The following is a 23048-nucleotide window of genomic DNA, read 5'->3' as shown; positions in this document are numbered from 1 at the left end:
GCGGGTTCGCCTAGCTGCTGAGCGCCGCGACGACGGACAGCTTCGGCAACCGCACGATGAACGTCGTGCCGACGCCCACCTCGCTCTCGACATCGAGGTCGCCCCCGTGCGCGTCGATGATCGCCTTCGTGATGGTGAGACCGAGCCCAACACCGGGCACTGCGGCCCTTGTCGCCGTCGACGCGCGGAAGAAGCGGGAGAACAGCTGGTCGAGCTCGTTCGCGGGAATGCCCATGCCGGTGTCGGTAAGCCGCACGAAGATGTTCTTGTCGTCGTCGGCGACGGTGATCGTGACGTTGCCACCGCGGGGCGTGAACTTGATCGCGTTCGAGAGCAGGTTGTCGATCGCCTGCCCGATGCGGGTCGCATCGCCGCGCACCATGGCGGCCTGGTCGTCGAGCTGCGATTCGATCAGCACGCCCTGAGCGGCTGCGGTCGGTTTCGCCGACTCCACCGAGGCACGCACGAGCGGCAGCACGTCGACGTCGGACTCGTCGATGTTGAACGAGTTCGCACCGACCTGCGCGGTGAAGAGCAGGTCGCCGACGAGTCGCAACAGGCGGTGCGCGTTTCGCTCGGCGATGCCGAGGTACATCATCTGCTCGTCGGAGAGCGGCTCGTCCGCGTCGTCGCGCATGAGCTCGAGGTATCCCAGGATCGAGCTCAGCGGCGTGCGGAGCTCGTGCGAGATCAGGCCGACGAACTCGTCCTTCAGGCGCGAGACCTCGAGGGCCTGGGTGATGTCGGTCGCCACGAACAGGTAGCCGGCCGTGTCTCCGGCGTCGTTGACGCGTCTGGTCACGGCGACCTCGACGGTGACCTGCAAGCCGTCGGCGCGCACGTAGGTCCACGGGCGGACCTCGGGGGTGCCCAGGCGCGCGGACTCGACGAGAGCGGAGAAGCCCGGGGTGAGCACGGTCTCCCCCGGCGGGTAGTTGAGTTCGCGGGACCGGTCGTCGAGTTCGGCCTCGACGTGGAACTCGTAGACGAAGCGCTGCCCCTGCGTCTGCGCGGGTGTGAGCCCGAGCATCCGTTCGGCCCCCGGGTTCCACACGTCTATGCGCCCGGTGACGTCGGTGCCGATGACCGACTGCTCGGTGACGGCGTCGAGCACGCTGCGAGTCAACTTGTCTGCCGCCCGCAGCTGCGCCTCGTTCTCGCGCAGGCGCTGGGTGTAGTCCTCTGCGCCGCGCAGCATCACCTCGCGCTCTTCGGCCAGTCGTCGAACCGCGTCGAGCTGCACGCGACTCTGGCGGGACACCTCGTTGATGATCGCTGCGCCGATGGCGAAGACGGTGGGCGCGAAGATCGACCGCAGCAGGTCGCCGTTCGTGCTGGGTGCGCCGAATCCGAGGATGTCGGTGAGGGCGAACGCGGTGCCCACACCGGCGATGACGATGTACTTGCGTCCGGGCTGGGTGGCGATCCAGATGATGGGGAGGATGAGCAGCGAGCCGAAGGGCGAGATGCTGCCGCCGGTGCCGGCCCGGAACGCGCCGAGGGCGAGCAGGTCGAGGATCGGGATCAGGATGGCGAGCCGCGCGAGCGTGGGCACGTAGGTGAACAGCGCGGAGAGCGCGGTGGCGAAGAGCACGCCCCACATGCCGAGCAGCGCGGCCGCCCAGACGGTGAAGTCGACACCCGGCGACACCATGACGATGACGACGGCCCCGGTGAACGCTATGGCGAACGGAGCCTGCTTGAGAAACGGTTGCGCGCTATCGACGCGAATCGTGTCGACGAGCCGGGTGAGGAAGTTCACCCCTCGACCCATTTGGGGATGCTCTCGCGCAGCATCTGGCGCACGTGCGCGCGGGTGACCGGCTTCGGCAGCGAGAGGTGCCCGGCGGGGTAGTCCTCCGCGTCGAGCACGCTGGTGATCGCGATGACGCAGTCGGGCTTGTCGACGGTCATGAGCGACGCGAGCGCCCAACCGTCCATGCCGGGGAGCACGAGGTCGATGACGGCGAGATCCGGGTTGACGTAGCCGTGCGAGGCGATGGCCTCCTCGGCGGTCGAGGCCACCTCGACGTCGCAACCGGAGCGTTCGAAGTACGTGCGGAGCAGCAACAGCTGGTCCTCGCTGTCGTCGACGATCAGCACGTGAACGCGATCGTCGACGACGGCCGTCGGAGCGGTGATGGTCACGCGCCGAGGGTCACAACTGCGGGCTCGGCGTCTGCCACGGCGGCGGCGGGTGCCGCTTCGCGCAGAACCTCGAGGGGCTCGACGCTGGTCCCTCCACCGAAGCGGCCCCAGTATCGTGCGGTCGCGAGAACGAGCTCGGGATCGCGGTAGGTGCGCACGTCGGCCTGCGACGTGAAGTGCGCGACCAGGGTGAGCTTGGTGTCGGTGTGGCCGTCGATCGAGACGAACTTCGACGGACGGAAGTCGACGGTCGAGCTCGGGCTCTGGAAGGCGAAGACGCTGGGTACGGATGCCGCGACGGCGAGAGTCGCCTCGTTGGCGGCGCGGTTGGCGCGCGAGTCGTCGTGCGCGCTGTGCGTGTAGACGACCGTGGGGCTGACCTCGGCGATGGCGCGCGCGATGGCGTCGGCGGTGGAACCGCCGGCGCTGATGTCGGACTCCGCGATGTCCTCGAGGAACAGGCGGGCGCCGATGAGCTCGGCGGCGGCGAGCGACTCGCTCTGGTGGTTGGTGGAGCCGGCGCTGGCGTTTCCGCGGGTGAGGGTGACGATGGTCACGGTGTCGCCCGCCGCACGGTGAGCGGCGAGGATGCCTCCGACGCCGATCTCGACGTCGTCGGGGTGCACGCCCACAGCGAGCACGCTCGCGCGTGTGCCCGAGCCGCCGCGGTTCGCGCGGGAGTCCGCGGCGAGGCGCATGACGGCGGCGACGAGGTCGGCCGCGCTGATGGGCTTGATCAGGAATTCGTCGGCCTGGCCGTTGAGCGCTCCGACGGCGTAGTCGACGGAGATGTGCGCCGTCATGACCACGATGGGGATGCCGGGCTGGTCGGAGCGGATCTGCGCCATCAGCTCGAGGCCGTTGAGGCCGGGCATCTCGATGTCGGTGACGACGACGTCGGGCTTGAACTCGGCGATGATGCCGCGAGCGAGCGACGGATCGGCGACCGTGACGACCTCGCAGCCGCCCCGCTTCTCCAGAACCGTCTTGGTATAGAAAGCTACATCCGCATCGTCCTCGACGACTACAACACGATAGGCCTCAGCCATGGCACATCCTCCCCGAAACTACTTCAGTCAACTCTAGGCGAGAGATCGCTCATCGAACCGCCACGACAAACCGTCGCAATTGAAGAGCCGGGTTGATTTCACGGGTCTGCTCGACCCGCTCCGTGGAGAGCCAGGCGACCGCGACATCCGTGGACTCCCCGATCGTGGCGATCTCGACGCCCATCGGATCGACGACCATGCTGTTTCCGGCGCCGACCGGCGGCGCGTGATCGGCCGCGGCGACGTAGATCGTGTTCTCGATCGCGCGTGCGGTGACCAGGGTGCGCCAGTGGTGCTCCTTGAGCGGGCCCCGCACCCATTCGGCGGGGATCAGCACGACGTCGGCGCCGGCGTCGACTATGCGGCGGGTGACCTCCGGGAAGCGCACGTCGTAGCAGGTCTGCAGGCCGACGGTGAAACCGCCCCACTCGAACGTCTCGGGGGCGTCGAGCGTGCCCGCGACCACCCAGTCGGACTCGCGCGCCCCGAACGCGTCGTAGAGGTGGGTCTTGCGGTAGGTCGCGACAGTCGCACCCGACGGGTCTACCGCCACGATCGTGTTCGAGAACCGCGCCTCGTCGTGTGTGCTCTCGACGACTCCGACGACGAGGTGCACGGCGAGCTCTGTCGCCAGAGCCGCGAGGCCCGCGACGAACGGGCCGTCGAGCGGCTCGGAGGCCGCCGCGAAGCCCGGGCCGAGCTCGGGTTCGAAGTACGACGAGTACTCGGGGAAGACCACGAGGCTCGCGCCTCGCGAGACCGCTCTCTCGGCGAGCAGACGGATGCTCGCGAGGTTCGACGCCGAGTCGGCGACCGGGGCGAACTGGGCTACGGCGATCGCTGACTCGACGGGGTTCATACCGTCAGCCTAGTTACGACTGGTGTGCGCGCACGACTGCGACGACGTCGGCGAACAGCGGGTGACCCTCTTCGAGGCCGCTCACCTGCGCGACGAACGACTCGGCCGGGAGCGACGTGAGCAGCTGCTGCAGTTCGACGCTCTGCGGGTCTTCCGGTACGTCGAACGCGAGCGCGACGCCCATCGTGCGCACGAGGGCATCGCTCGGCATTCCACGCTCGGCGAGTTCGGCGGCCGGGCCGACGAACCGCTCGTTGCGGCCGAGCTTGCGCAGCGGCTGCCGGCCGACGCGGTCGACGGTGTCGCTGAGCTCGGGGTTGGCGAATCGCACCATGTTCTTATCGATGTACGCCTGCTGCACCTCGGGGTCGAAGTCGTGCTTGGCGACGAGCAGCGCCTTGGTCTCCGCCAGTACCGCACGCACCTCCGCCGCGATAGCCGGGGTCGAGAACGCCTCCGACATCGACGAGACTCCGGCCGCGAAGCCGTGGTACGCGGCGGTCGCGTGACCGGTGTTCACGGTGAAGAGCTTGCGTTCGATGTAGGGCGCGAGGTCGTCGACGAAGTGCGCGTCGGGAATCACCGGAGTCGCAGCGCCGAACGGCGTGCTCTCGATCGCCCATTCGAAGAACGACTCGACGGTGACGTCGAGCCCAGCGTCGGGGTCCTGTCCGGGCACGATGCGGTCGACCGCCGTGTTGGCGAAGACCGCCCCTTCGGCGAGGGCTGCGTCGGGCAGCGCCTTGACGACCTCCGCCTTGAGCAGGTCGGTCGCGTTGATCGCGTTCTCGCAGGCCATCACGGCGAGCGGCGGCAGATCGGCGGACCGCTGAGCGATCGCCGCGGCGATGAGCGGTGCGACGAAGCGCAGGATGTTCGGTCCGACAGCCGTCGTGACGATGTTCGCGGTCGCGATCTCGGCGACGACGTCGGCCTCGTGGGTGGCGCTGTTGAGCGCCCGGTAGTTGTCGACCGTCCACACGCTCGCCCCGTCGCCGACCTCGGTGACGACGTAGCTGGGCGTCGACGCGAGGGAGTCGATGAGCTCGGCGTTGACGTCGGCGAAGACGACCTCGTAGCCGGCCTTGTGCAGGATGAGCCCGACGAATCCGCGGCCGATGTTGCCGGCGCCGAAGTGCACTGCCTTCAGAGCGCTCACGCGTTCACGTCTCCGAGCAGCTCGAGGATCTCTTCCGGCGTCTCGGCGGCGAGCAGCTTGGCGACGTCGTCGTCCTCGCTGAACACGACGGCGATGGAGGAGAGAACCTCCATGTGGCCGCCGTCCTTGCCTGCGATGCCGACGACGAAGCGCACCTCGTTGCCGCCCCAGTCGATGGGGTCGTCGTAGCGCACGAACGAGAGCGCGGACTTCAGGATCGTGTCCTTGCCCTCGTTCGTGCCGTGCGGAATAGCCAGGAAGTTGCCCATATAGGTCGACACGGTGGCTTCACGAGCGTGCATGAAGTCGATGTAGTCGGGCGTTACCCCGCCCGATGCGACCAGCAATCGTCCTGCTTCGTCAATCGCCTCGGCGGGGGTCGTTGCCGTGCCGTGCAGATTGATCTGGGCGAGTTCGAGCACGTTGCTCATGGGCTTCCTCTATTCTTCCTGGCTATTCGGTGCTGCAGTGGTGTGGCTGGTGTTACTTCTCGGCGTTCTTCTGCGACTCCAGCATGGCGACAACCTCGTCGTACTTGGGGCTTCCCATGAAGTTGTCGACCGAGACGTGCATCGAGTTCGGCGACTTCTCCTCGGCACGCTGCGTGAGTTCGCGCTGCGTGATGACCAGGTCCGCGCCTCCGTCGAGGTTCGCGATCGCCTGGTTGACGACAGTCACGCCCTCGATGCCGGCCTTCTTGATCTTGTTGCGCATGACCGTCGCACCCATGGCGCTCGAGCCCATTCCCGCGTCGCAGGCGAACACGATCGAGGAGATCGGACGGGTGACCGTCGTGCCCTCGGGAGCGGTGGAGCCGGCGTAGGCCGCTCCGCCAGAGGCGCCGAGCAGCGAGCCGACCTGGCTGTCGCGGCCCTTGTTGGCCGCGTTCTTGGCGACGGCGTCGGCGAGGGCGGTGTCGCCGGCGGCGACAGCCTCGAGGTCGCGCTTGCGTCCGGAGCGGATGATGACGGATGCCACGAGGAACGAGACACCGGCCGAGAAGACGACCGAGAGGATCACGCCGACGAAGCTACCCGGAGGGGTCTGCGCGAGGATCGCGATGATCGATCCGGGAGACGCGGGAGCGCGGAGGCCCGACTGGAAGATCACGTTGGTGAGCACACCAGTCGCGCCGCCGGCGATGGCGGCGAGCACCAGCAGCGGCTTCGCGAGGACGTAGGGGAAGTAGATCTCGTGGATTCCGCCGACGAACTGGATGAGGATCGCGCCGGGGGCGCTGGCACGAAGCAGACCGACTCCGAAGATGGAGAAGGCGAGCAGGATGCCGAGGCCCGGGCCGGGGTTCGCCTCGATGAGGAACAGGATCGACTGACCGGTCTTCTCTGCCTCGATCGTGCCGAGCGGTGTGAACACACCGTGGTTGATCGCGTTGTTGAGGAACAGGATCTTGCCCGGCTCGACAAAGACGCTCGCGAGCGGCAGCAGGCTGCTGACCACGAGGAAGTTCACGACGGTCTCGAGGAAGTTGCTGATCGCGGTTACCGCGGGGGCGATGAGGAAGAACGAGAATACGGCCAGGGCCGCACCCACGATTCCGCCGGAGAAGTTGTCGACGAGCATCTCGAAGCCGGCCTTGATCTTGCCGGCCCACATCTTGTCGACCTGCTTCATGACCCACGCGGCACCGGGGCCGACGATCATCGCGCCGAGGAACATCGGGATGCCCGCGCCCACGATCACGCCCATCGTGGCGATGGTGCCGACGACGCCGCCGCGCACGCCGTAGACCATGCGGCCACCGGTGTTCGCGATCAGAAGCGGGAGCAGGTAGGTGATCATCGGACCGACGAGGCCGGCGTTGACCACGTCTTCGTCTCTGCTCCACCCGCCGAGCTGCTGCACCCAGCTGGCGTCGATGCCGAGCAGCGGCAGCCATCCGGTCTCGATGAAGAGGGCCGTGATGAGGCCCCAGGCGATGAAGGCGGCGATGTTAGGAAGCACCATGCCACTGATGAAAGTGCCGAACTTCTGAACACCTACTCGTGTTCCACCGCGTTTGGTTGGAGACGTCGTTGTCATGGGTCTTACTCCGATTCTGTGTTGTTGGTGGTGAGGGAACTTGCTGCGGCGAGCACCGCGACGCGGGCCTCCACAGCGCTATCGGCCGAGAGGGCAATCTCGGCGAATTCCTTGGCTTGCTGCAGGGTGTAGCGCGCGAGCTCGGTGCGCACGTCGGCGAGTGCCGCCGGCGACATCGAGAGCGAGGTTGCACCGAGTCCGACGAGGACGACGGCGAGCAGGGGGTCGGCCGCGGCCTCGCCGCAGATGCCGACCGGTTTGCCGACGGCGACGCCGGCGCGGCCGACCTCGCCGACCAGACGCAGCACCGCGGGGTGCCACGGATCCTGGAAGGATGCGACGGACCCGAGCAGCCGGTCGGCGGCGAGGGTGTACTGCGTGAGGTCGTTGGTGCCGATGCTCGCGAAATCCGTGTCGGGCAGGATGCGGTCGGCGAGCAGTGCCGCGGCGGGCACCTCGATCATGACGCCGGCGGTCTTGATGCCGAGCTCGCGGGCGAGCTTCGTGAAGTAGCGCGTCTCCTCGACCGTCGACACCATCGGTGCCATTACCCATAGTTCCGCGTCGGTCGCCGCGTCTGCGTTGGCCAGGGCGGTGAGCTGGTCGCGCAGGATCGGCTCGTTCGCACGCAGGGCGCGCAGACCGCGGAGGCCCAGAGCCGGGTTCTCCTCGGGCTCGTCGTTGAGGAAGCTCAACGGCTTGTCGGCGCCCGCGTCGAGGGCACGAACGACGACCTTCTTGCCGGCGAAGGCGGTGAGCAGCTGCGTGTACTTCTCCTGCTGCTCCTCCACGGTGGGTGCACGGTCGGCGTCGAGGAAGAGGAACTCGGTGCGGAACAGGCCGACGCCCTCCGCACCCTTCTCGATCGCAGGCAGGGCGCCGTCGACCGAGCCGAGGTTGGCGAGCAGCGGCACGTGCGTCCCGTCGGCGAGCGCGCCGGGCCCGACCGGGGCGTCGGCAGCCGCGGCGCGGGCCGCGATGGTGGCGGCGGCGGCCTTCTGCTCGGCCTCGGTGGGAGCCACCGAGACGGTCCCGGCGACGGCGTCGACGATCACGATCTGGTCGTCGGCGAGCTCGAGTGCGCCTGCGGCTCCGACGACCGCGACGATCGCCTTCTCGCGGGCGAGGATGGCGGTGTGCGAGGTCGGGCCGCCGTCGCTCGTGACGAGGGCGAGGACCTTGTCGAGGTCGAGCAGCGCGGTGTCTGCCGGTGCCAGGTCGCGGGCGACGAGGATGAACGGATACGACGGGTCGGGCACACCGGGAGCAGCGACTCCCTGCAGGTGGGCGACGACGCGCTGCGAGACGTCGTTGAGGTCGGTCGCACGCTCCCCCATGTAGCCGCCCATGCTGGTGAGCAGATCGCGGAACGCGGCGAATGCCTCGTAGACCGCGCGTTCCGCCGTCTTGCCGGCGGCGAGCCGGGCGTCGACGTCGTCCTTGAGCGTCGGGTCCTCGGCCATAAAGGCCTGGGCGTCGAGCACGTCTTTGGCCGCTCCACCGGCGCGCTGGCCGCGCAGGCGGATATCGGCGGCGGTAGCGGCGAGGGCACCGGCCACGCGCACCTTCTCGGCGTCGGCGCCGATCGTGCTCGTGACATCCGTCGGCTCCGGCAGCGGCTCCGGCATACGCAGGATGGGGCCGACGGCGAGGCCGCGACCGATTCCCACGCCGGTCAGGTCCTCAGCGGTGTCGCTCATGCGTCGTGGTCCGTTCCGAGGAAGGCGGCGAGGCCGTCGAGCACGCCGTCGGCGTCGTCTCCGTCGGTGTGCAGGGTGACCTCGTCGCCGTGCTGGAGACCCAGGGCGATGAGCCCGAGGATGCTCGCCGCGTTCATCGTCTTCTCGCCGCGGGTCAGCTCGACTGCGAGTCCGGACTTGGTGACTTCCTGCACGAACAGCGATGCGGGGCGAGCGTGGAGTCCGTTTACGGAAGCGATTGTGACGCTGCGATCAGCCATGGGTGGTGTCCTTCTGTGGGTTGGAGATGACGGCGCCCTCGGGGGACGCCAGCGAGGAGTAGAGATCGAAGGCGGACTCCGGCCCGCCGGGGCCGAAGACCGTGGGGGCGAGGAGTCCGGCGGGCACGCCGTGGGCCGCGGCGCGGTCGCGCAGTTCGTCGAAGGTCGCGGAGAGGTGCGCGCCGACGAGCAGGACGTCGGTGGAGGGGAGACGGGAGTCGAGGTCGTCGTCGCTCGCGGCGACGATGGTCACTGACTCGCCGCGGCTGGCGGCGATTGCGCGCATGCGGCTGGCGAGGAACGTGCTCGAGGCGCCCGCGCCGCAAACAACCAGAATCGTAGTCATGGATCGCCTCCTTGCGTTCCCTGCGGTACAGCGAATCGACGTGCTTAGGCCTCCATTTTCGATCGGATCCGGGCATCGCTCCAGTAGTTCTCCTTCCGCACCCGCGGAAATTGCCTGCCTCGACTCGCGGAACGTGGTTAAGTTGCAGTAAATGAGCGATAAGTACGAGCGCCTGCTGGACTACCTGTCGCAGAGCGATACCCGCGTGACCGCGGCGGAGCTGGCCGAACACCTCGGGGTGACGACGCGCAGTGTGCGCAGCTATGTCACGGCGGCGAAGGCGGCCGCGCACCCGCTCAGCATCATCTCCTCGTCGACGAACGGGTACCGGCTCAACCGCGAGGCGTACACGGCCTTCGCGAGCGGCGGGCACGGTCGCGACGGCGACACCCCGCGCGACCGGGTGCACCATCTGGTGCGACGCCTGACCGAGGCACCTGACGGCCTCGACGTGCACACCCTCGCCGACAGCCTCTACGTGAGCGAGTCGACGATCGAGACCGACCTGCGCAAGGTGAAGGCGCTGGGCGAGGAGGCCGGGCTGCGGCTCACCCGCACCGGCAGTGTCGTACGGCTCACGGGCACCGAGGCGGAGTACCGGCGCGTGCTCAGCAAGATCTTCCGCACCGAGAGTGCGCAGGGCTTCCTCGAGCTCGAGACGGTTCAGCGCGAGTTCGTTTCAGAGGACCTCGGCGTGTTCAAGACCGCGCTCATCGCGGAGCTCGAGGAGCAGGGGTACTTCGTCAACGAGTACGGGGTCAACAGCGTGCTGCTGCACGTCGCGATCGCCGTCGACCGGGTCATCCGTCGCCCCGTCCCCACGATCCCCGACCCGTCGCCTCTGGCCGACACCCCGATGAGCTCCGCCCTGGCGCAGCTCACCCGCACCCACTTCGACGTCGAACTCGACCGGACCGACCTGGATTACCTGAGCAAGCTGCTGACGACGCGGGTGGTGACGCCGGGCCAGAACGAGCCGGTGCAGTCGGTCATCGACAACTACGTCGTGCCCGAGCACCTCGACACCGTGCGTCGCATCGTCGGCCAGGTGGGCGAGGAGTACCTGCTCGACCTCGACGACGAGACGTTCATGGTGCGGTTCGCGCTCCATGTCGGCAATCTCATCGCCCGCGCACAGGACAACTCGTACTCTCGCAACCCGCTCGTGAAGTCGATCAAGACCTCGTACCCGATGATCTACGACGTAGCCGTGTTCATCGCGAGCCAGATCCAGCGGGAGAAGTCGATCACGATCAACGACGACGAGATCTCCTACATCGCCATGCACCTCGGCTCGCACCTCGAACGACAGTCGCGGCACGAGGAGCGGCTCACTGTCGCGATCGTCTCCCCCGGCTACTACGACATGCACGACATCCTGCGGCAGAACATCGAGCGCACCCTCGGCGACGAGGTGACGGTCGAGGTCGTGGTCACGCGCACCGACGTGGCGTGGAGCGACTTCTCGACCGATCTGGTGCTGACGACGATCGCGGTCAAGGGCGCGGGCGACAACGTCGTGGTCATCCAGCCGTTCTTCACCGAGTCCGACGCGGAGAACGTGCGCCGGGCGGCGTCGCGCCTGCGCCGCCACCGTCGCCGCATCCGCATCAAGGACGATCTGCTGCGCTACTTCGACGAGGGGCTATTCCTACGCAACGTGTCCGCGCCCGACGAGGCGTCGATGATCCGCCTGCTGGGCGACCTGATGCTCGAGCAGGGCATCATCGACGAGAGCTACGTCGCGGGAGCGATCGAGCGGGAGGCGCTGTCGTCGACAGCGTTCACCGAGTCGATCGCGGTGCCGCACGCCATGTCGATGAGCGCGTCGCGCACCTCGATCGCCATCGCGGTGAACGAGACGGCGATGCCGTGGGGCGAGAACCGCGTCAACGTGATCGCGCTGATCGCCTTCTCGTCGAGCGGACGCGCGTCGTTCCAGACCACGTTCGACCAGTTCGTCGAGGTGTTCGCCGACCGGGCAGAGGTGCTCGAGCTCATCAGGCGCTCCACCGGCTTCAGCGAGTTCATCGAAGAGCTCGTGCGGGTGATCGACAAGTAGATGGACGAGCTCTAGATGCACGACCTCGAGTTCCGCGACGTGTGTCTGGGGCTGCGCGGCGCCACGGAGAGCTTCCCGTTCGGACCCGAGACACCCGTGTACAAGGCGGCGAACGGCAAGGTCTTCGCGATCATGAGCGAGCCGGGAGACCCCGCCCCCGCGGTGACGCTGAAGGCGCACCCCGACGACGGGGAGGCGCTGCGGGCGCAGCATCCGTCGATCGTCCCCGGCTACCACATGAACAAGCGGCACTGGCTGACGGTGCCGCTCGACGTGGCCGACCGGCTGCTCGTCGACCTCGTGACCGAGAGCCACCGGCTGGTCGCGCCGCGACTGTGACCGTGTCGCGTGGAGCGGCTCACGCGGCTACAGCGTTATGGCCGGATCAGTCGGCTATCCACTCGCCATTCGAATCCTGCACGAAGTCGTAGGCCTCGTAGCGGCTGACTGTGACGTCGCCGTTCTTCATCACCGTGAGGTCGGCGTGCGCGAAAGCGTCTTGGCTGAACGTGCCGTCGGCGCTGTCTCCCGCGCTCCAGAAGCTCACGGGAACATCAGCCGATTCTGAATCGTACGGCTGTGTCGCGCAGTCGGTGACCCACGTCGCGCTCTTGGAGTCGTCGGCGACCCACAGCATCAGGGGCGACAGGTTGTCGAGGTCGGGCTCGCCGATCGCCCGGTCTCCCCTGAATCCGTCGAATCCCAGAACACCGCTGACCGCCTGGGTGCGGTCTCCCTCGAGACTGGGGTACAGCTCGAGGTAGCCGTCGACGAGCGTGTCGACGTCGACACCGTCGGCGTAGTCGTATACGAACTCGACCGCGCAGTATTTCGGATCCTTCACCTTCAGACCCGTCACGGTGACCGAGTCGAAAACCCGGTCGTCGGCGTAGTCGCCGGCGACCGCCTGAAGATCGTCGTTGACCGTGAAGGTGATCGACGGGGCGGAGACCGAGGCCTGTGCCGAGCGTTCGGTGAAGTCGAAGGAGTTGTCGGAGGACGACTCCTCGGCGGCCGGAGCACCGTTACCGGCGGGAGCGCCGTTGCCGGCAGGCGAGCCGGCGCTGTTCGCACAGCCGGTGAGTGAGAGGAGCGCGACCGCGCCGAGAGCAAAGAGCTTCTTCTGCATGTGATGGTGCTGGCGGAGCCAGTCGTCCCCTTTTCGCAATCGGTGGACGTGCTCCATCCCATTTCGGCAGCGCCCGCCATGCGGCAGGAGCTCAGCACGATCGAGCTAAAGAAAAAGGCCCCAGGTCAAGGACGAATCCTTGACCTGGGGCCTCATTTCTGTTGCGGGGACAGGATTTGAACCTGCGACCTCTGGGTTATGAGCCCAGCGAGCTACCGAACTGCTCCACCCCGCGCTGCAAGATCAACAGTAGCACGGTATTTCGGAGTGCCCGTCCACGGTGCGCCGGGGGTTGCGTTCGACGCCCCGGGTCAGAGCGGTTTGCTCGCACCGATGCTGAGACCGAGGGGCAGCCACTTCTTGTCCGGCCACCGGAACAACCGGTCGTCGGTCGCCTCGAGCGAGTCGAACATCTTCCACGGCAGCTCGTAGTGCTCGTGGAGGAAGTCGATCGTGAGCCCCGTGGCGATCAGCGCCGTCACCGTCTCGCTCACCGGGTGGTTCCACTCGAACGTGCGGGTGTTGACCAGTGCGGCGCCCTCGACGGCGTAGTCGGTGTCGTCCTCGACGATGTCGGGTGCGCCGTCTGAGTCGTAGGGATAGGCGAACGCTGGAAGCTCGTCGCCGCCGTCTTCGAAGACGAACGCGGCCGGATGCCCGTCGGCGAAGTACAGCTTGCCGCCCGGCTTCAGGTACCACTCGACGATGCGCGCCCACTCGGCCACGTCGGGCAGCCAGCCGATCGTGCCCCACGTCGTGTAGACGATGTCGAACGATTCCGGCTGGGGAAGCGTGTGGCGCGCGTCGTACACGTTGGCGTTGACGAACCGCGAGCGGTCGTCCAGGCCGAGCTCGACGGCGAGGGCCCTTGCCTCGACGATCGCCGGCTTCGAGAAGTCGATGCCGACCACGGTCGCACCGCGCTGCGCGAGCACGAGCGTGTCGGCACCGAAGTGGCACTGAAGGTGCAGGATGCGCTTGCCCTCGAGACCCTCAGGGAAGTACGCGGCGAGCTCCGTCTCCTCGATGGGGTAGAGCTCGCCCTCGCCGGCGAGGAGCTTCGACCGGTCGTAGAACCCGCTCGCCGCGTGCAGTGGGACACGTTCGTCCCACTGCGCGCGATTTGCGTCCAGCCACTCGCCGGACCGGAGGTCGGTCATGCTGTTTCCGTGACTACTCGCCGCTGGCCACGAGGGCGGCGGTGAGCGCCGCCGTCAGACGGTTGTCGGCCTCGGCTGCGGCGACCAGGTCGTTCGCCGCGTAGGCGGCCTCACGAGCGGACAGCGCGGACTTGGCTTCGGCGAGGGCCGCGGCCAACGCGACCTCGTCGACCGTTCCCGTGCCCGGGTTCGCGGGGGCGTCCGGGGTCTCGGGCGTGGTGGGCGCGTCGGGGTCGGTCGGCACCGGCACCTCTTCGGGCAACGGCTCGACCACGGTTCCGCCGTCGCCGGCGTCGGCACCGGAGTCGCCGCCGAAGAGGGCGTCCAGTGCGAGGTCGAGGGTGTCCTCGAACGCGATCTTGTCACCGAATCCGACGAGCACCTTGCGCAGCAGCGGGAAGCTCGTGCCGCTCGTCGACTGCACGTAGACGGGCTGGACGTAGAGCAGACCTCCGCCGACCGGGACGGTCAGCAGGTTGCCCTGGATCGCCTCGGTATCACCGCGTTGCAGCAGCGACAGCTGGCTGGCCACGACGGTGTCGGAGTTGAAGTTGTTCTGCACCTGTCCGGGGCCGGGGACCGTGTCCTGCTTCGGCAGCGTGAGCAGCGTCAGCTTTCCGTAGTCCGGTCCGGCATCCGAGTTCACCGCGAGATAGCCGGTGAGAATGCTGCTGCTCGAGGTCGCCGCCGCCCGGGGGATGTACGTGGAGTACAGGGTGAAGGCGGATGAATCGGTGCCGGGCACCTTCATGGTGAGGTAGTACGGCGGCTGCAGCGTCGGGGCTGCCGCGGGCGACGTCGGGTCGTCGGGCGTGACCCACTGGTCGTCGCTCGAGTAGAACGAGTTCGCGTCGGTGACGTGGTACGAACCGAGGATCGCGCGCTGCACCTTGAACAGGTCGGACGGGTAGCGCACGTGCGAGGTGAGCTGCTCGCTCATGTCGTCGGCCGACTTGAGGGTCGTGGGGAAGATCTTCTGCCAGGTCTTCAGCATCGGGTCCTCCTTGTCCCAGGCGTACAGCGTCACCTTTCCGTCGTGGGCGTCGACCGTGGCCTTCACCGAGTTGCGGATGTAGTTGAGGTTGTCGACCGCGTAGGGCACGGCGGGGGTGTTCGAGTCGACGATCGTGTCGCTGAGCTTCTCCACCTGCGAGTACGGGTAGTTCGCGCTCGTGGTGTAGCCGTCGACGATCCAGACCACCTTGCCGTCGACGACGGCGGGGTAGGTGTCGCTGTCGAGGGTGAGGTACGGAGCGACCTTGCCCACACGCTCGATCGGGTCACGGTCGTAGAGGATCTGCGACTTCTCGGTCACCGCGTCGGAGAGGAAGATCTGCTCCGACTGGAACTTGATCGCGTACACCAGCTTGTTGAAGATGTTGTCGAGCATCGGCCCACCGTCGCCTGAGAAGGTCGTGGTGGTGTTCGACGCGGCGTCATCGTCTGCCGACGGGTAGTCGAGCTCGATCGGCTTGTCGCCCTCGGGAGCTCCGACGATCGAGTAGGTCGGCGACTCTTCGCCGAAGTAGATGCGCGGCTCCTCGATCTCGAGGGCACCCGTGGACGGGATTCCCGATTCGAGGAAGACGGGCTGGCCGTCTGACGTGCGCTGGTTGCCGAATGCGGCGACGACTCCGTAGCCGTGCGTGTAGACGACCGTGTTGTTGTACCAGCTGCGGGAGGAGCCGAGGCCCTCCTGGTCGAGTTCGCGAACCGCGATCACCGTGTCCTGCACGGTGCCGTCGATCTCGTAGCGGTCGACGTCGAGGTGCGCGGAGAACTGGTAGTACTGCTTGAAACGTTCGAGCTGCGCGAACGAGTTCGACACGAGCGCCGGGTCGATGATGCGGATGTTGGCGGTCGTCTCCGCATCCGTCCGCAGCGCGCCTCCGACGGCGTCCGTCGTGGCGTTGTACGGCACTTCCTCGACACCGGAGACTCCGTAGGCGTCGCGGGTGGCCTCGATGCTGCGCTCGATGTACGACGACTCGAGCGTGCGGGCGCTCGGCTCGACCTGGAAGCGCTGAACGATCCAGGGGTAGATCGTGCCGACGACGAGGCCGGCGACGAGCAGCAGTGCCGTGCCGATCACGGGAAGGCGCCAGCGGCCGATGACCGCGGTGACGATGAACAGCACGGCGACGAGGGCGGCGATGCCCGCGATGATGGCGCGGCCGGGGATGGTCGCGTTGTCCTCGGTGTAGCCGGCACCCGTCTGCAGGTAGCCCGCGCTGGCCGAGGTGAGGGTCGTGTACTGGTCGAGCCAGATGCTGACGGCCTGCAGCGCGATGTACAGTGCGGCGGTGACGGCGATCTGGATGCGGGCGGAACGCGAGATGCGCACCTCTCGGCCCGAGACGCGGATCGCGCCGTACAGGTAGGCGGTGGCGAGGGCCGCGATGCCCGCGATCAGGACGATGGCCGACGCGTACGCGACGACCCCGCGCAGGAAGGGCAGCTCGAACATGTAGAACGAGATGTCGAGGCCGAACTGCGGGTCGGTCTCGCCGAAGCTGGTGCGGTTGAGGTACTGCAGGGCGACCGGCCAGCGCGTGGCGGCGGAGACACCGGTGAACAGGCCGAGCACCGCGGGGATGCCGAACATCGCGAGGCGACGCAGCGGCTCGATGACCTGCTGGTAGCGGTCGAGCTGCGAGTTGAGCTTGGCGTAGACGGGACGCGCGCGGAACGCGATCTCGATGCTCGCCCAGACCGGAATCGCCATGGCAAAGAACCCGATGAGGAACATGACCGCGGTGGCGGTCCACTGCGTGGTGAGAACGTTGAGGAATCCGAGCTGGTCGAACCAGAGGACATCCGTGTACAGCCCTGCGACGATGAAGAAGATCACCACCAGGACGGCGACGATCGCGGCGGTAATCGCGAGGGTGACCCTCGTGCGGCTGGCGGGTGGGTTTGCTGTGGAAGTCAAGCGACTGCTCCTGGCCTTAGTGGTCGGTCAGGGTCATCTTAACGGTGCGGACTGGAAGAGTGCTGGTGCTAGCCCGCGCTGCAGCTCGGAAGCTCCGCCGTGGAGGTTCCCGCCGCGATGGCGTCGAGCGCCGCCATCGAGTCGGAGAGATCGGTGATCGCGAAGACCGTGAGACCGTCGGGGACATGACCGACGACCTCGTTGCAGTTGTCGACGGGCGCGAAGAAGTAGTCGGCGCCCGCGCGCACCGCGCCGTACATCTTCTGCCGGATGCCGCCGATCGGCCCGACGGTGCCGTCGCCCGTGATGGTTCCGGTTCCCGCGACGTCGTTGCCGCCGGTGAGCGATCCCGGGGTGAGCTTGTCGATGATGCCGAGGGCGAACATCTGCCCGGCGCTGGGCCCGCCGACCTTCTCCAACTGGATGGTGACGTCGATGGGGAAGACGAAGTTGCCCTTCACCGTGATGCCGAGGATCGGCTCGCCCTGGGCGCCGTCGCCGGCGACCGGCGTGATCGACTCGGTGCGCTCGACGCCGTCGCGTGACACCACGACGGCCGCCGGAGCGTCGACGCCGTTCGCCGCGATGGCGGACTTCAGGCCGGTGACGTCGGTGAAAGTCTGGCCGTTGACGCTCAGCACCGTGTCGCCGGCCTCGAGCACGCCGTTCGCCGGCTTGTCGTCGCTGACGTCGACGATCTCGAGGCTGGTGGAGAATTCGTAGCCGAGGTCGGTCAGCGCCGCGGCGACGGCCTCCTGCTGGGAGTTCTGCATGTCGATCTGGCTCTGCTCGTTTGACTGCTCGACGGTGACGCCCTCGGGGTAGACGTTGTCGATCGGCACGACGGCCTTGCTCGAGTCCAACCACGCGGAGGCGACCTGGAACCAGTTGAGCCGGTTGTCACGGTTGCCGTTGATCGACACCGTGAGCATGTTGAGAGACCCTTCGGTGGGGTAGGTGGTCGCGTTCTGGATGTCGATGAGGGGAACGGACTCGCCGCCCACCTCGACCTCGCCGAGGGTGTCGAACACCGGGCCGGGCTGTTCGATCACGTAGGGCGATGGGACGAGGGCGACCACGATCGTCACGAGCATCGCGATGAAGATGAACGACCAACCCACGGTCGAGGAGCGTGAACGACGCGGCGCGGCGACCGGGTCAGAATCGGCGAAAAGCGCCACCGTAGTCCTTTTGTGTCAGAGGGCGAGAGGAAGTGTTCGCCACGGGCGCACTGCCAGACGAACCAGCCTAGGTGAAAACCCAGCCCCGTCGAGCGTGCAGCAGCTAGCGTAGTTCGCATGCCTGAAGATTCGCGGGAAGAGCCGCCCGAAGAAGAGTTCCGTGAGATGCTGCGCGCGTTCCTCGAGGGGAACACCGACCTCGACCCGAGCAAACTGGCCAGCGCCGCCGGCCTGCCCAACGACCCCGAGGTCGTCGCGCAGCTGATCGCCCAGCTGCAGAACGCCATGCAGTCGAGCGGAGACGGCATCAACTGGGGCCTGGCTCTCGAACAGGGCAAGGCCCTCGCCTCCCGGTCGACCGTGGTGTCGCTCCCCGCAGAGCGGTCGCAGATCGAGCAGGCCTTCCACGTGGCGTCGCTCTGGCTCGCCGAGGCCACCGAGATCTCCGAGCTCACGGTCGCCCCCAAACTGATGAGCCGCACCGAGTGGGTCACCGCGACGATGCCGATCTGGATCCAGCTCGCCGAGCCGGTCGCCACGAGCATCGCCGACTCCCTCACCGACGTGCTCGCCGAACAGGCGCCGGAGGAGATGAACGACATGATCGCCGGCGCCAGCCAGCTCATGCGCAACGTCGGCGGCACCCTGTTCGCCATGCAGCTCGGCCAGGTCGTCGGCCAGCTCGCGAGCGAGGTCGTCTCCGGCGGAGACATCGGAATCCCGCTGCTCGGCACCGGCGACGGCGACCAGCAGGCCGCGATGATCCCCCAGAACGTCGCCGCGTTCGCGTCCGGTCTCGACGTGCCCGTCGACCAGGTGCAGCTCTACCTGGCCGTGCGCGAGCTCGCCCACGCCCGCCTGTTCCGCCACGCCAAGTGGCTGCGCCTGCAGCTCATGACGTCGATCACCGAGTTCGCCCACGGCATCCGCATCGACACCTCCCGGCTCGAGGAGCTCGCCTCCGACTTCGACCCCGCGAACCCGGAGGAGCTGCGGGCCGCGATGACCAGCGGCGCCCTGATCCCCCCGAAGTCCGACGACCAGCTCGCGGCCCTCGGCCGGCTCGAGACGACGCTCGCGCTCATCGAGGGCTGGGTCGACGTGGTCACCGCCCAGGCGACATCGCGGCTTCCCTCCAGCGCCGCCATCGCCGAGACGGTACGCCGTCGACGCGCATCCGGCGGTCCAGCCGAGTCTGCGTTCGCGACGCTCGTCGGCCTCGAGCTGCGCCCGCGGCGACTGCGCGAGGCGGCAGCGATGTGGCAGCAGGTGACGGATGCCGTCGGCGCCGACTCGAGGGACGACCTGTGGTCGCACCCAGACCTGGTTCCCACGGCCGAGGACATCACGGATCCAAGCGCACTGGTCGCCCGCCTGAAGGCCGGAACGCCCGCTCCGGACGACGTGGACCAGGCCATCGCCGACCTGCTCAACGACGACACGACGGAGCGTCCGCGCGAGGACTGAGTAACCGCCGTCACCGAGCTGTGGATAGTTCGCGCGCAGTGTCGCGGCCCCGTGGCATCCTCTCCCGCATGGTGCTGAAACTCGACCCCCGCTTCCCGCTCGTGTGGCGCACACCCACCAGCCTGCAGTTCGGGGTCGCGGCTCCGGTCGTGGTCCTGCGCGAGGTCACCACCGCCGACGAGCACATGGTGTCGGCGCTCACGATGGGCATCAGCCGTCCGGGACTCACGATGGTCGCCCGGGCCTGCGGGGCGTCGGACGCCGCCGTCACCGACCTGCTCGACCGCCTCGCTCCGGCGCTCGAGACCCGGGCGGCCGATACCGGGCACACCGTCACCCTCGTCGGCGCCGGGCCGACCACTCGCCGCATCGCCGAGGCGCTCGAGGGCGCCGGCGTGACCGTGCGGGTCGCCGCAGACGCCCGCGCGGCCGGATCGGAGGCCTGCGACCTGGCGATCGCGGTCGGTCACTTCGTGCTCGCTCCCGAGCTGCACGGCCTCTGGCTGCGCCGCGACATCCCCCACCTGCCCGTCGTCATCTCCGACACCTCGGTGTCGGTCGGCCCGGTCGTCGACCCCGGGGCCGGGCCATGCCTGTACTGCCTGCACTTCTACCGCACAGACGCCGACTCCGCGTGGCCGGCGCTGTCCGCCCAGCTGTGGGGCAGGAAGAGCGGCAGCGAGTCCGCGCTGATCGTGAGCGAGGTGGCGGCGGTGGCGAGCCGCGCGGCGCTCGCCCGCCTCGAGGCCGGCCACGCGGCATCCGCCCACTTCTCGACGGAGATCGATGTCGACACCGGGAGGGCGACGCGGCGGGAGTGGCTGCCGCATCCGGAATGCGGATGCGTCGGGGTCAGCGCTGCAGTTCGGCCAGGAAGCGGCTCGCCTGACGCTGGCCCGCGCGGAACGAACCGCCCGACCCCGATCCCGTCGCGGCCCACGTCAGACTCAGCGTGCGCCTAGCGCGTGTGATGCCGACGTAGAGCAGCCGGCGCTCCTCGTCGATCGCCTCTTCGGTCTTCGCGTAGACGATGGGCACGAGCCCCTCGGAGAGCCCGACGAGGTGCACCGAATCCCACTCGAGGCCCTTCGCGGAGTGCAGTGTGGCGATCGTCACGGCGGAGAGGGTGGGTTCGTGCTGGGCGGCCTGGCGTTCGAACAGGTCGTCGACGAAGTCTTTGAGGCTGGTGCCGGCCGGGGTCTGCTCGGCGAGACCCATCAGGGCGTTGAGCGATTCCCAGCGGTCGCGCACCGCGCCTCGCGCCTCGGGGGCCTCCTGCGTCCAGCCGAGGGAGCGCAGCACGTCGCTCACCGTCTTGAACAGCGGCTCGCCCACGATCGAGACCGACGCGCCCTTGAACATCATCAGCGCCTCCTTGATCTCGCGGAGCTCGAAGAACCGGGTCGCGCCGCGCACGAGGTAGGGCACGCCGATCGCGCTCAGGGCCGCCTCGATGGCCGCCGCCTGGATGTTGATGCGGAACAGGATCGCGATGTTCTCCGGCCGCGTCCCCTCGGCGATCTCGTCGGCCACGGCCTTCGCCACCGCCCTGGCCTCGCTGGTGTCGCTGTCGAAGCCGTCGACGATCGGGGGGCGCGAGCCTCCCGGCGTGACCGGGGCCTCGGCCGGCGGGTGCAGGGTGAGCGCGCCGGGCCGGCCCTTCATCAGGCGGTTGGCAGAGTCGATGATGCCCGGCGTGGAGCGGTAGTTCTGCTCGAGCCGCACCACGACGGCGTCGTCGTATGCCGCGGGGAAACCGAGCAGGTACTCGGGCGTCGCCCCGGCGAAGGAGTAGATGGTCTGGCTGGCGTCGCCGACGACGCACAGGTCGTTGCGCTCGCCCATCCACAGTTTGACGAGGTCGTGCTGCAGCGGCGAGACGTCCTGGTATTCGTCGATGACGAAGAAGCGGTACTGCTCGCGCACCTGCTGGGCGACGCGCGCCTCGGTCTCGATCATGCCGGCCGTGGCTAAGAGGACGTCTTCGAAGTCGAGCTGACGGCGCTCGTCCTTCAGATTCTCGTAGGCCTGCTGGAGCGCCGTGGCCTTGTCGATCGTGAGCGAGGGCGGCAGCGTGCGGGACTGCGCGGCGACGCCGTACTGCTCGATGCTCAGCCGCGACACCTTGCGCCACTCGATCTCTGCGGCGGTGTCGCGCAGGGTGGCGGTGTCGAGCTTGAGACGGATGGTGTCGGCCGCCTGGGCGAGCAGCCGCGCCTTGCTGTCGATGAGCCGCGGCATGGTGCCGCCGACGACCTGCGGCCAGAAGAAGTTCAGCTGGGCGAGGGCGGATGCGTGGAACGTGCGGGCAGAGACGCCGGCGGCCCCGAGATGGCGGAGTCTGCTGCGCAGCTCGCCCGCCGCGCGGCTGGTGAAGGTGAGCGCCATGACGCGCCCGGGCGGATACACGCCGGTGGCGACGCCGTACGCGATGCGGTGCGTGATGGCGCGGGTCTTGCCCGTTCCGGCGCCGGCGAGGAGGCAGACCGGGCCGAGGAGTGTCTCGGCGGCGATGCGCTGCTGGTCGTCGAGGCCAGCCAGCAGGCTCTCCGCGCTGCGGATCTCGGTGCTGCTCATGCCACGCCGTCGTCGATCGGGCCGCCGAACCACCGTTCGATGATCGATCGGGCGATGGAGGTGGGACCGGGAAGCATGATCTCGCCGAGCGAGGCGCGCAGTTCGTCGCGCGTGAACCAGCGCAGCTCGAGGATCTCGTTGCCGTCGGGGGTCAGCTCGCTCTCGACGGCGGGGTCGAGCCTGGCGGTGAAGCCGAGCATGAGGGAGGCGGGGAAGGGCCAGGGCTGGCTGCCGAGGTAGACGGGGTCGATGATCCTGAGTCCCGACTCCTCGAAGATCTCGCGCACCACGGCGGCCTCGAGCGACTCCCCCGGCTCGACGAAGCCCGCCAGCAGAGAGAAGCGGTTGCTCTCCCAGAGGGCGTTCGAGCCGAGCAGGAGGCGGTCGTGGGAGTCGACGACGCCGACGATGATCGCGGCGTCGGTGCGCGGGAAGATCTCGGCGTTCGTCGTGGGGTCGACACGCACCCAGCCGGCCTTGCCGGGGGCGGTCGCCACTCCGGTGCGCGGCGAGAAGGCGTGCGACGCGTGCCAGTTGACGATGCCGAGGGCCTCGGTGAACAGCCCGGCGTCGCGGTCGCTGAGCTGGCTGCCGAGCTGGCGGAGGCTGCCCCACTCCGCCTCGGCGAGATGCCCGGCGTCGCCGAGCACGGCGGCCACCACGGGGGTGCCGGCCGGCTCGGGACTGGTCGTCGAGGTGGACAGGCCGAGATACACGTACAGGTCGGCGGGAGGGACGGCGGAGACCGGCACGAGGGCGAGCGCCGTGGGGCTCGACAGCAGCGCGGTGCCCTGGAACATCGGGAGCAGCCGCGTCGCGGGATCCGCGAGAAGCCGCTCGATGGCATCCGGAGCATCTCGTCTGAGATAGTCACGGTCGACCTCGTAGCGCGACAGCGGAAGCCGCGCGAGGAAGGAATTCGGCATGCGGCGACCCATCAGAAGTGCGTGGCGTTGAACGAAAGCGGAGCGCTGGCGAT

General features: G+C 68.2%; 20 protein-coding genes and 1 tRNA gene. 4 read left to right on the top strand and 17 right to left on the bottom strand.

Going from position 1 to position 23048, the window contains the following annotated elements:
- Positions 1–10: 10 nt before the first annotated feature.
- The 10 genes from ABIE21_RS00635 to ABIE21_RS00590 are packed head-to-tail and all read right to left on the bottom strand — an operon-like array spanning position 11 to position 9561.
- Entirely contained in the window at positions 11–1762 is a 1752-nt protein-coding gene (locus tag ABIE21_RS00635) for a PAS domain-containing sensor histidine kinase (RefSeq protein WP_354022854.1), read from the bottom strand.
- Complete coding sequence (locus ABIE21_RS00630; RefSeq protein ID WP_354022853.1) at positions 1759–2148, bottom strand: response regulator; 390 nt, start codon at positions 2146–2148, stop codon at positions 1759–1761. The genes ABIE21_RS00635 and ABIE21_RS00630 overlap by 4 nt, the downstream gene beginning before the upstream one ends.
- Positions 2145–3197, bottom strand: coding sequence for a response regulator (locus ABIE21_RS00625; RefSeq protein ID WP_354022852.1), 1053 nt, complete (start codon positions 3195–3197; stop codon positions 2145–2147). The genes ABIE21_RS00630 and ABIE21_RS00625 overlap by 4 nt, the downstream gene beginning before the upstream one ends.
- Positions 3198–3246: 49 nt before the next feature.
- Complete coding sequence (locus ABIE21_RS00620; protein WP_354022851.1) at positions 3247–4056, bottom strand: carbon-nitrogen hydrolase family protein; 810 nt, start codon at positions 4054–4056, stop codon at positions 3247–3249.
- A gap of 13 nt (positions 4057–4069) precedes the next feature.
- Positions 4070–5206 (bottom strand): mannitol-1-phosphate 5-dehydrogenase, encoded by a 1137-nt coding sequence (locus ABIE21_RS00615; RefSeq protein WP_354024376.1) that lies wholly within the window; start codon positions 5204–5206, stop codon positions 4070–4072.
- Positions 5207–5211: 5 nt separating this feature from the next.
- Positions 5212–5646, bottom strand: a complete 435-nt coding sequence (locus ABIE21_RS00610) for a PTS sugar transporter subunit IIA (RefSeq protein ID WP_354022850.1) — start codon at positions 5644–5646, stop codon at positions 5212–5214.
- A 52-nt stretch (positions 5647–5698) separates the two neighbouring features.
- Positions 5699–7255 (bottom strand): PTS mannitol transporter subunit IICB, encoded by a 1557-nt coding sequence (locus tag ABIE21_RS00605; protein WP_354022849.1) that lies wholly within the window; start codon positions 7253–7255, stop codon positions 5699–5701.
- Between the two features lie 5 nt (positions 7256–7260).
- The gene (gene ptsP, locus ABIE21_RS00600; RefSeq protein WP_354022848.1) at positions 7261–8955 is read right to left on the bottom strand and encodes a phosphoenolpyruvate--protein phosphotransferase; all 1695 of its coding nucleotides are present in this window, start codon (positions 8953–8955) and stop codon (positions 7261–7263) included.
- Complete coding sequence (locus ABIE21_RS00595; protein WP_354022847.1) at positions 8952–9215, bottom strand: HPr family phosphocarrier protein; 264 nt, start codon at positions 9213–9215, stop codon at positions 8952–8954. The genes ptsP and ABIE21_RS00595 overlap by 4 nt, the downstream gene beginning before the upstream one ends.
- On the bottom strand, positions 9208–9561 hold the full coding sequence (locus ABIE21_RS00590; RefSeq protein ID WP_354022846.1) for a PTS sugar transporter subunit IIB: 354 nt from the start codon (positions 9559–9561) through the stop codon (positions 9208–9210). The genes ABIE21_RS00595 and ABIE21_RS00590 overlap by 8 nt, the downstream gene beginning before the upstream one ends.
- Positions 9562–9712: 151 nt before the next feature.
- Here ABIE21_RS00590 and ABIE21_RS00585 point away from each other — a divergent pair, with 151 nt between their 5' ends.
- Positions 9713–11623 (top strand): BglG family transcription antiterminator, encoded by a 1911-nt coding sequence (locus tag ABIE21_RS00585; protein ID WP_354022845.1) that lies wholly within the window; start codon positions 9713–9715, stop codon positions 11621–11623.
- Positions 11624–11638: 15 nt separating this feature from the next.
- Entirely contained in the window at positions 11639–11962 is a 324-nt protein-coding gene (locus ABIE21_RS00580; protein ID WP_354022844.1) for an MmcQ/YjbR family DNA-binding protein, read from the top strand.
- 46 nt (positions 11963–12008) lie between these two features.
- Here the strand turns inward: ABIE21_RS00580 and ABIE21_RS00575 are convergent, their stop codons facing one another.
- The 5 genes from ABIE21_RS00575 to ABIE21_RS00555 form a co-directional block, all read right to left on the bottom strand.
- Entirely contained in the window at positions 12009–12752 is a 744-nt protein-coding gene (locus ABIE21_RS00575; protein WP_354022843.1) for a hypothetical protein, read from the bottom strand.
- A gap of 161 nt (positions 12753–12913) precedes the next feature.
- A tRNA-Met gene (locus tag ABIE21_RS00570) sits at positions 12914–12987 on the bottom strand.
- 76 nt (positions 12988–13063) lie between these two features.
- A complete protein-coding gene (locus ABIE21_RS00565) occupies positions 13064–13912 on the bottom strand; it encodes a class I SAM-dependent methyltransferase (protein ID WP_354022842.1) in 849 nt (282 codons plus the stop codon).
- A gap of 13 nt (positions 13913–13925) precedes the next feature.
- The gene (locus tag ABIE21_RS00560) at positions 13926–16844 is read right to left on the bottom strand and encodes a UPF0182 family membrane protein (protein WP_354022841.1); all 2919 of its coding nucleotides are present in this window, start codon (positions 16842–16844) and stop codon (positions 13926–13928) included.
- Positions 16845–16912: 68 nt separating this feature from the next.
- Positions 16913–17965: a YlbL family protein gene (locus tag ABIE21_RS00555; RefSeq protein WP_354022840.1), complete on the bottom strand. Its 1053-nt coding sequence runs from the start codon at positions 17963–17965 to the stop codon at positions 16913–16915.
- A gap of 177 nt (positions 17966–18142) precedes the next feature.
- Here ABIE21_RS00555 and ABIE21_RS00550 point away from each other — a divergent pair, with 177 nt between their 5' ends.
- Positions 18143–19492, top strand: a complete 1350-nt coding sequence (locus ABIE21_RS00550; RefSeq protein ID WP_354022839.1) for a zinc-dependent metalloprotease — start codon at positions 18143–18145, stop codon at positions 19490–19492.
- A gap of 38 nt (positions 19493–19530) precedes the next feature.
- Positions 19531–20454: a TOMM precursor leader peptide-binding protein gene (locus tag ABIE21_RS00545; RefSeq protein WP_354022838.1), complete on the top strand. Its 924-nt coding sequence runs from the start codon at positions 19531–19533 to the stop codon at positions 20452–20454.
- Here the strand turns inward: ABIE21_RS00545 and ABIE21_RS00540 are convergent.
- Entirely contained in the window at positions 20345–22069 is a 1725-nt protein-coding gene (locus ABIE21_RS00540; RefSeq protein WP_354022837.1) for an ATP-dependent helicase, read from the bottom strand. The genes ABIE21_RS00545 and ABIE21_RS00540 overlap by 110 nt on opposite strands.
- A complete protein-coding gene (nudC, locus tag ABIE21_RS00535) occupies positions 22066–22995 on the bottom strand; it encodes an NAD(+) diphosphatase (RefSeq protein WP_354022836.1) in 930 nt (309 codons plus the stop codon). Before nudC ends, ABIE21_RS00540 begins: the two co-directional genes overlap by 4 nt.
- Positions 22996–23048: the final 53 nt, after the last annotated feature.

The organism is Conyzicola nivalis (assembly GCF_040548875.1).
GTDB classification, from domain to species: domain Bacteria; phylum Actinomycetota; class Actinomycetes; order Actinomycetales; family Microbacteriaceae; genus Conyzicola; species Conyzicola nivalis_A.
Note: the sequence above shows the minus strand (reverse complement) of the source record. Positions and strands in the feature narration are given on the sequence as shown.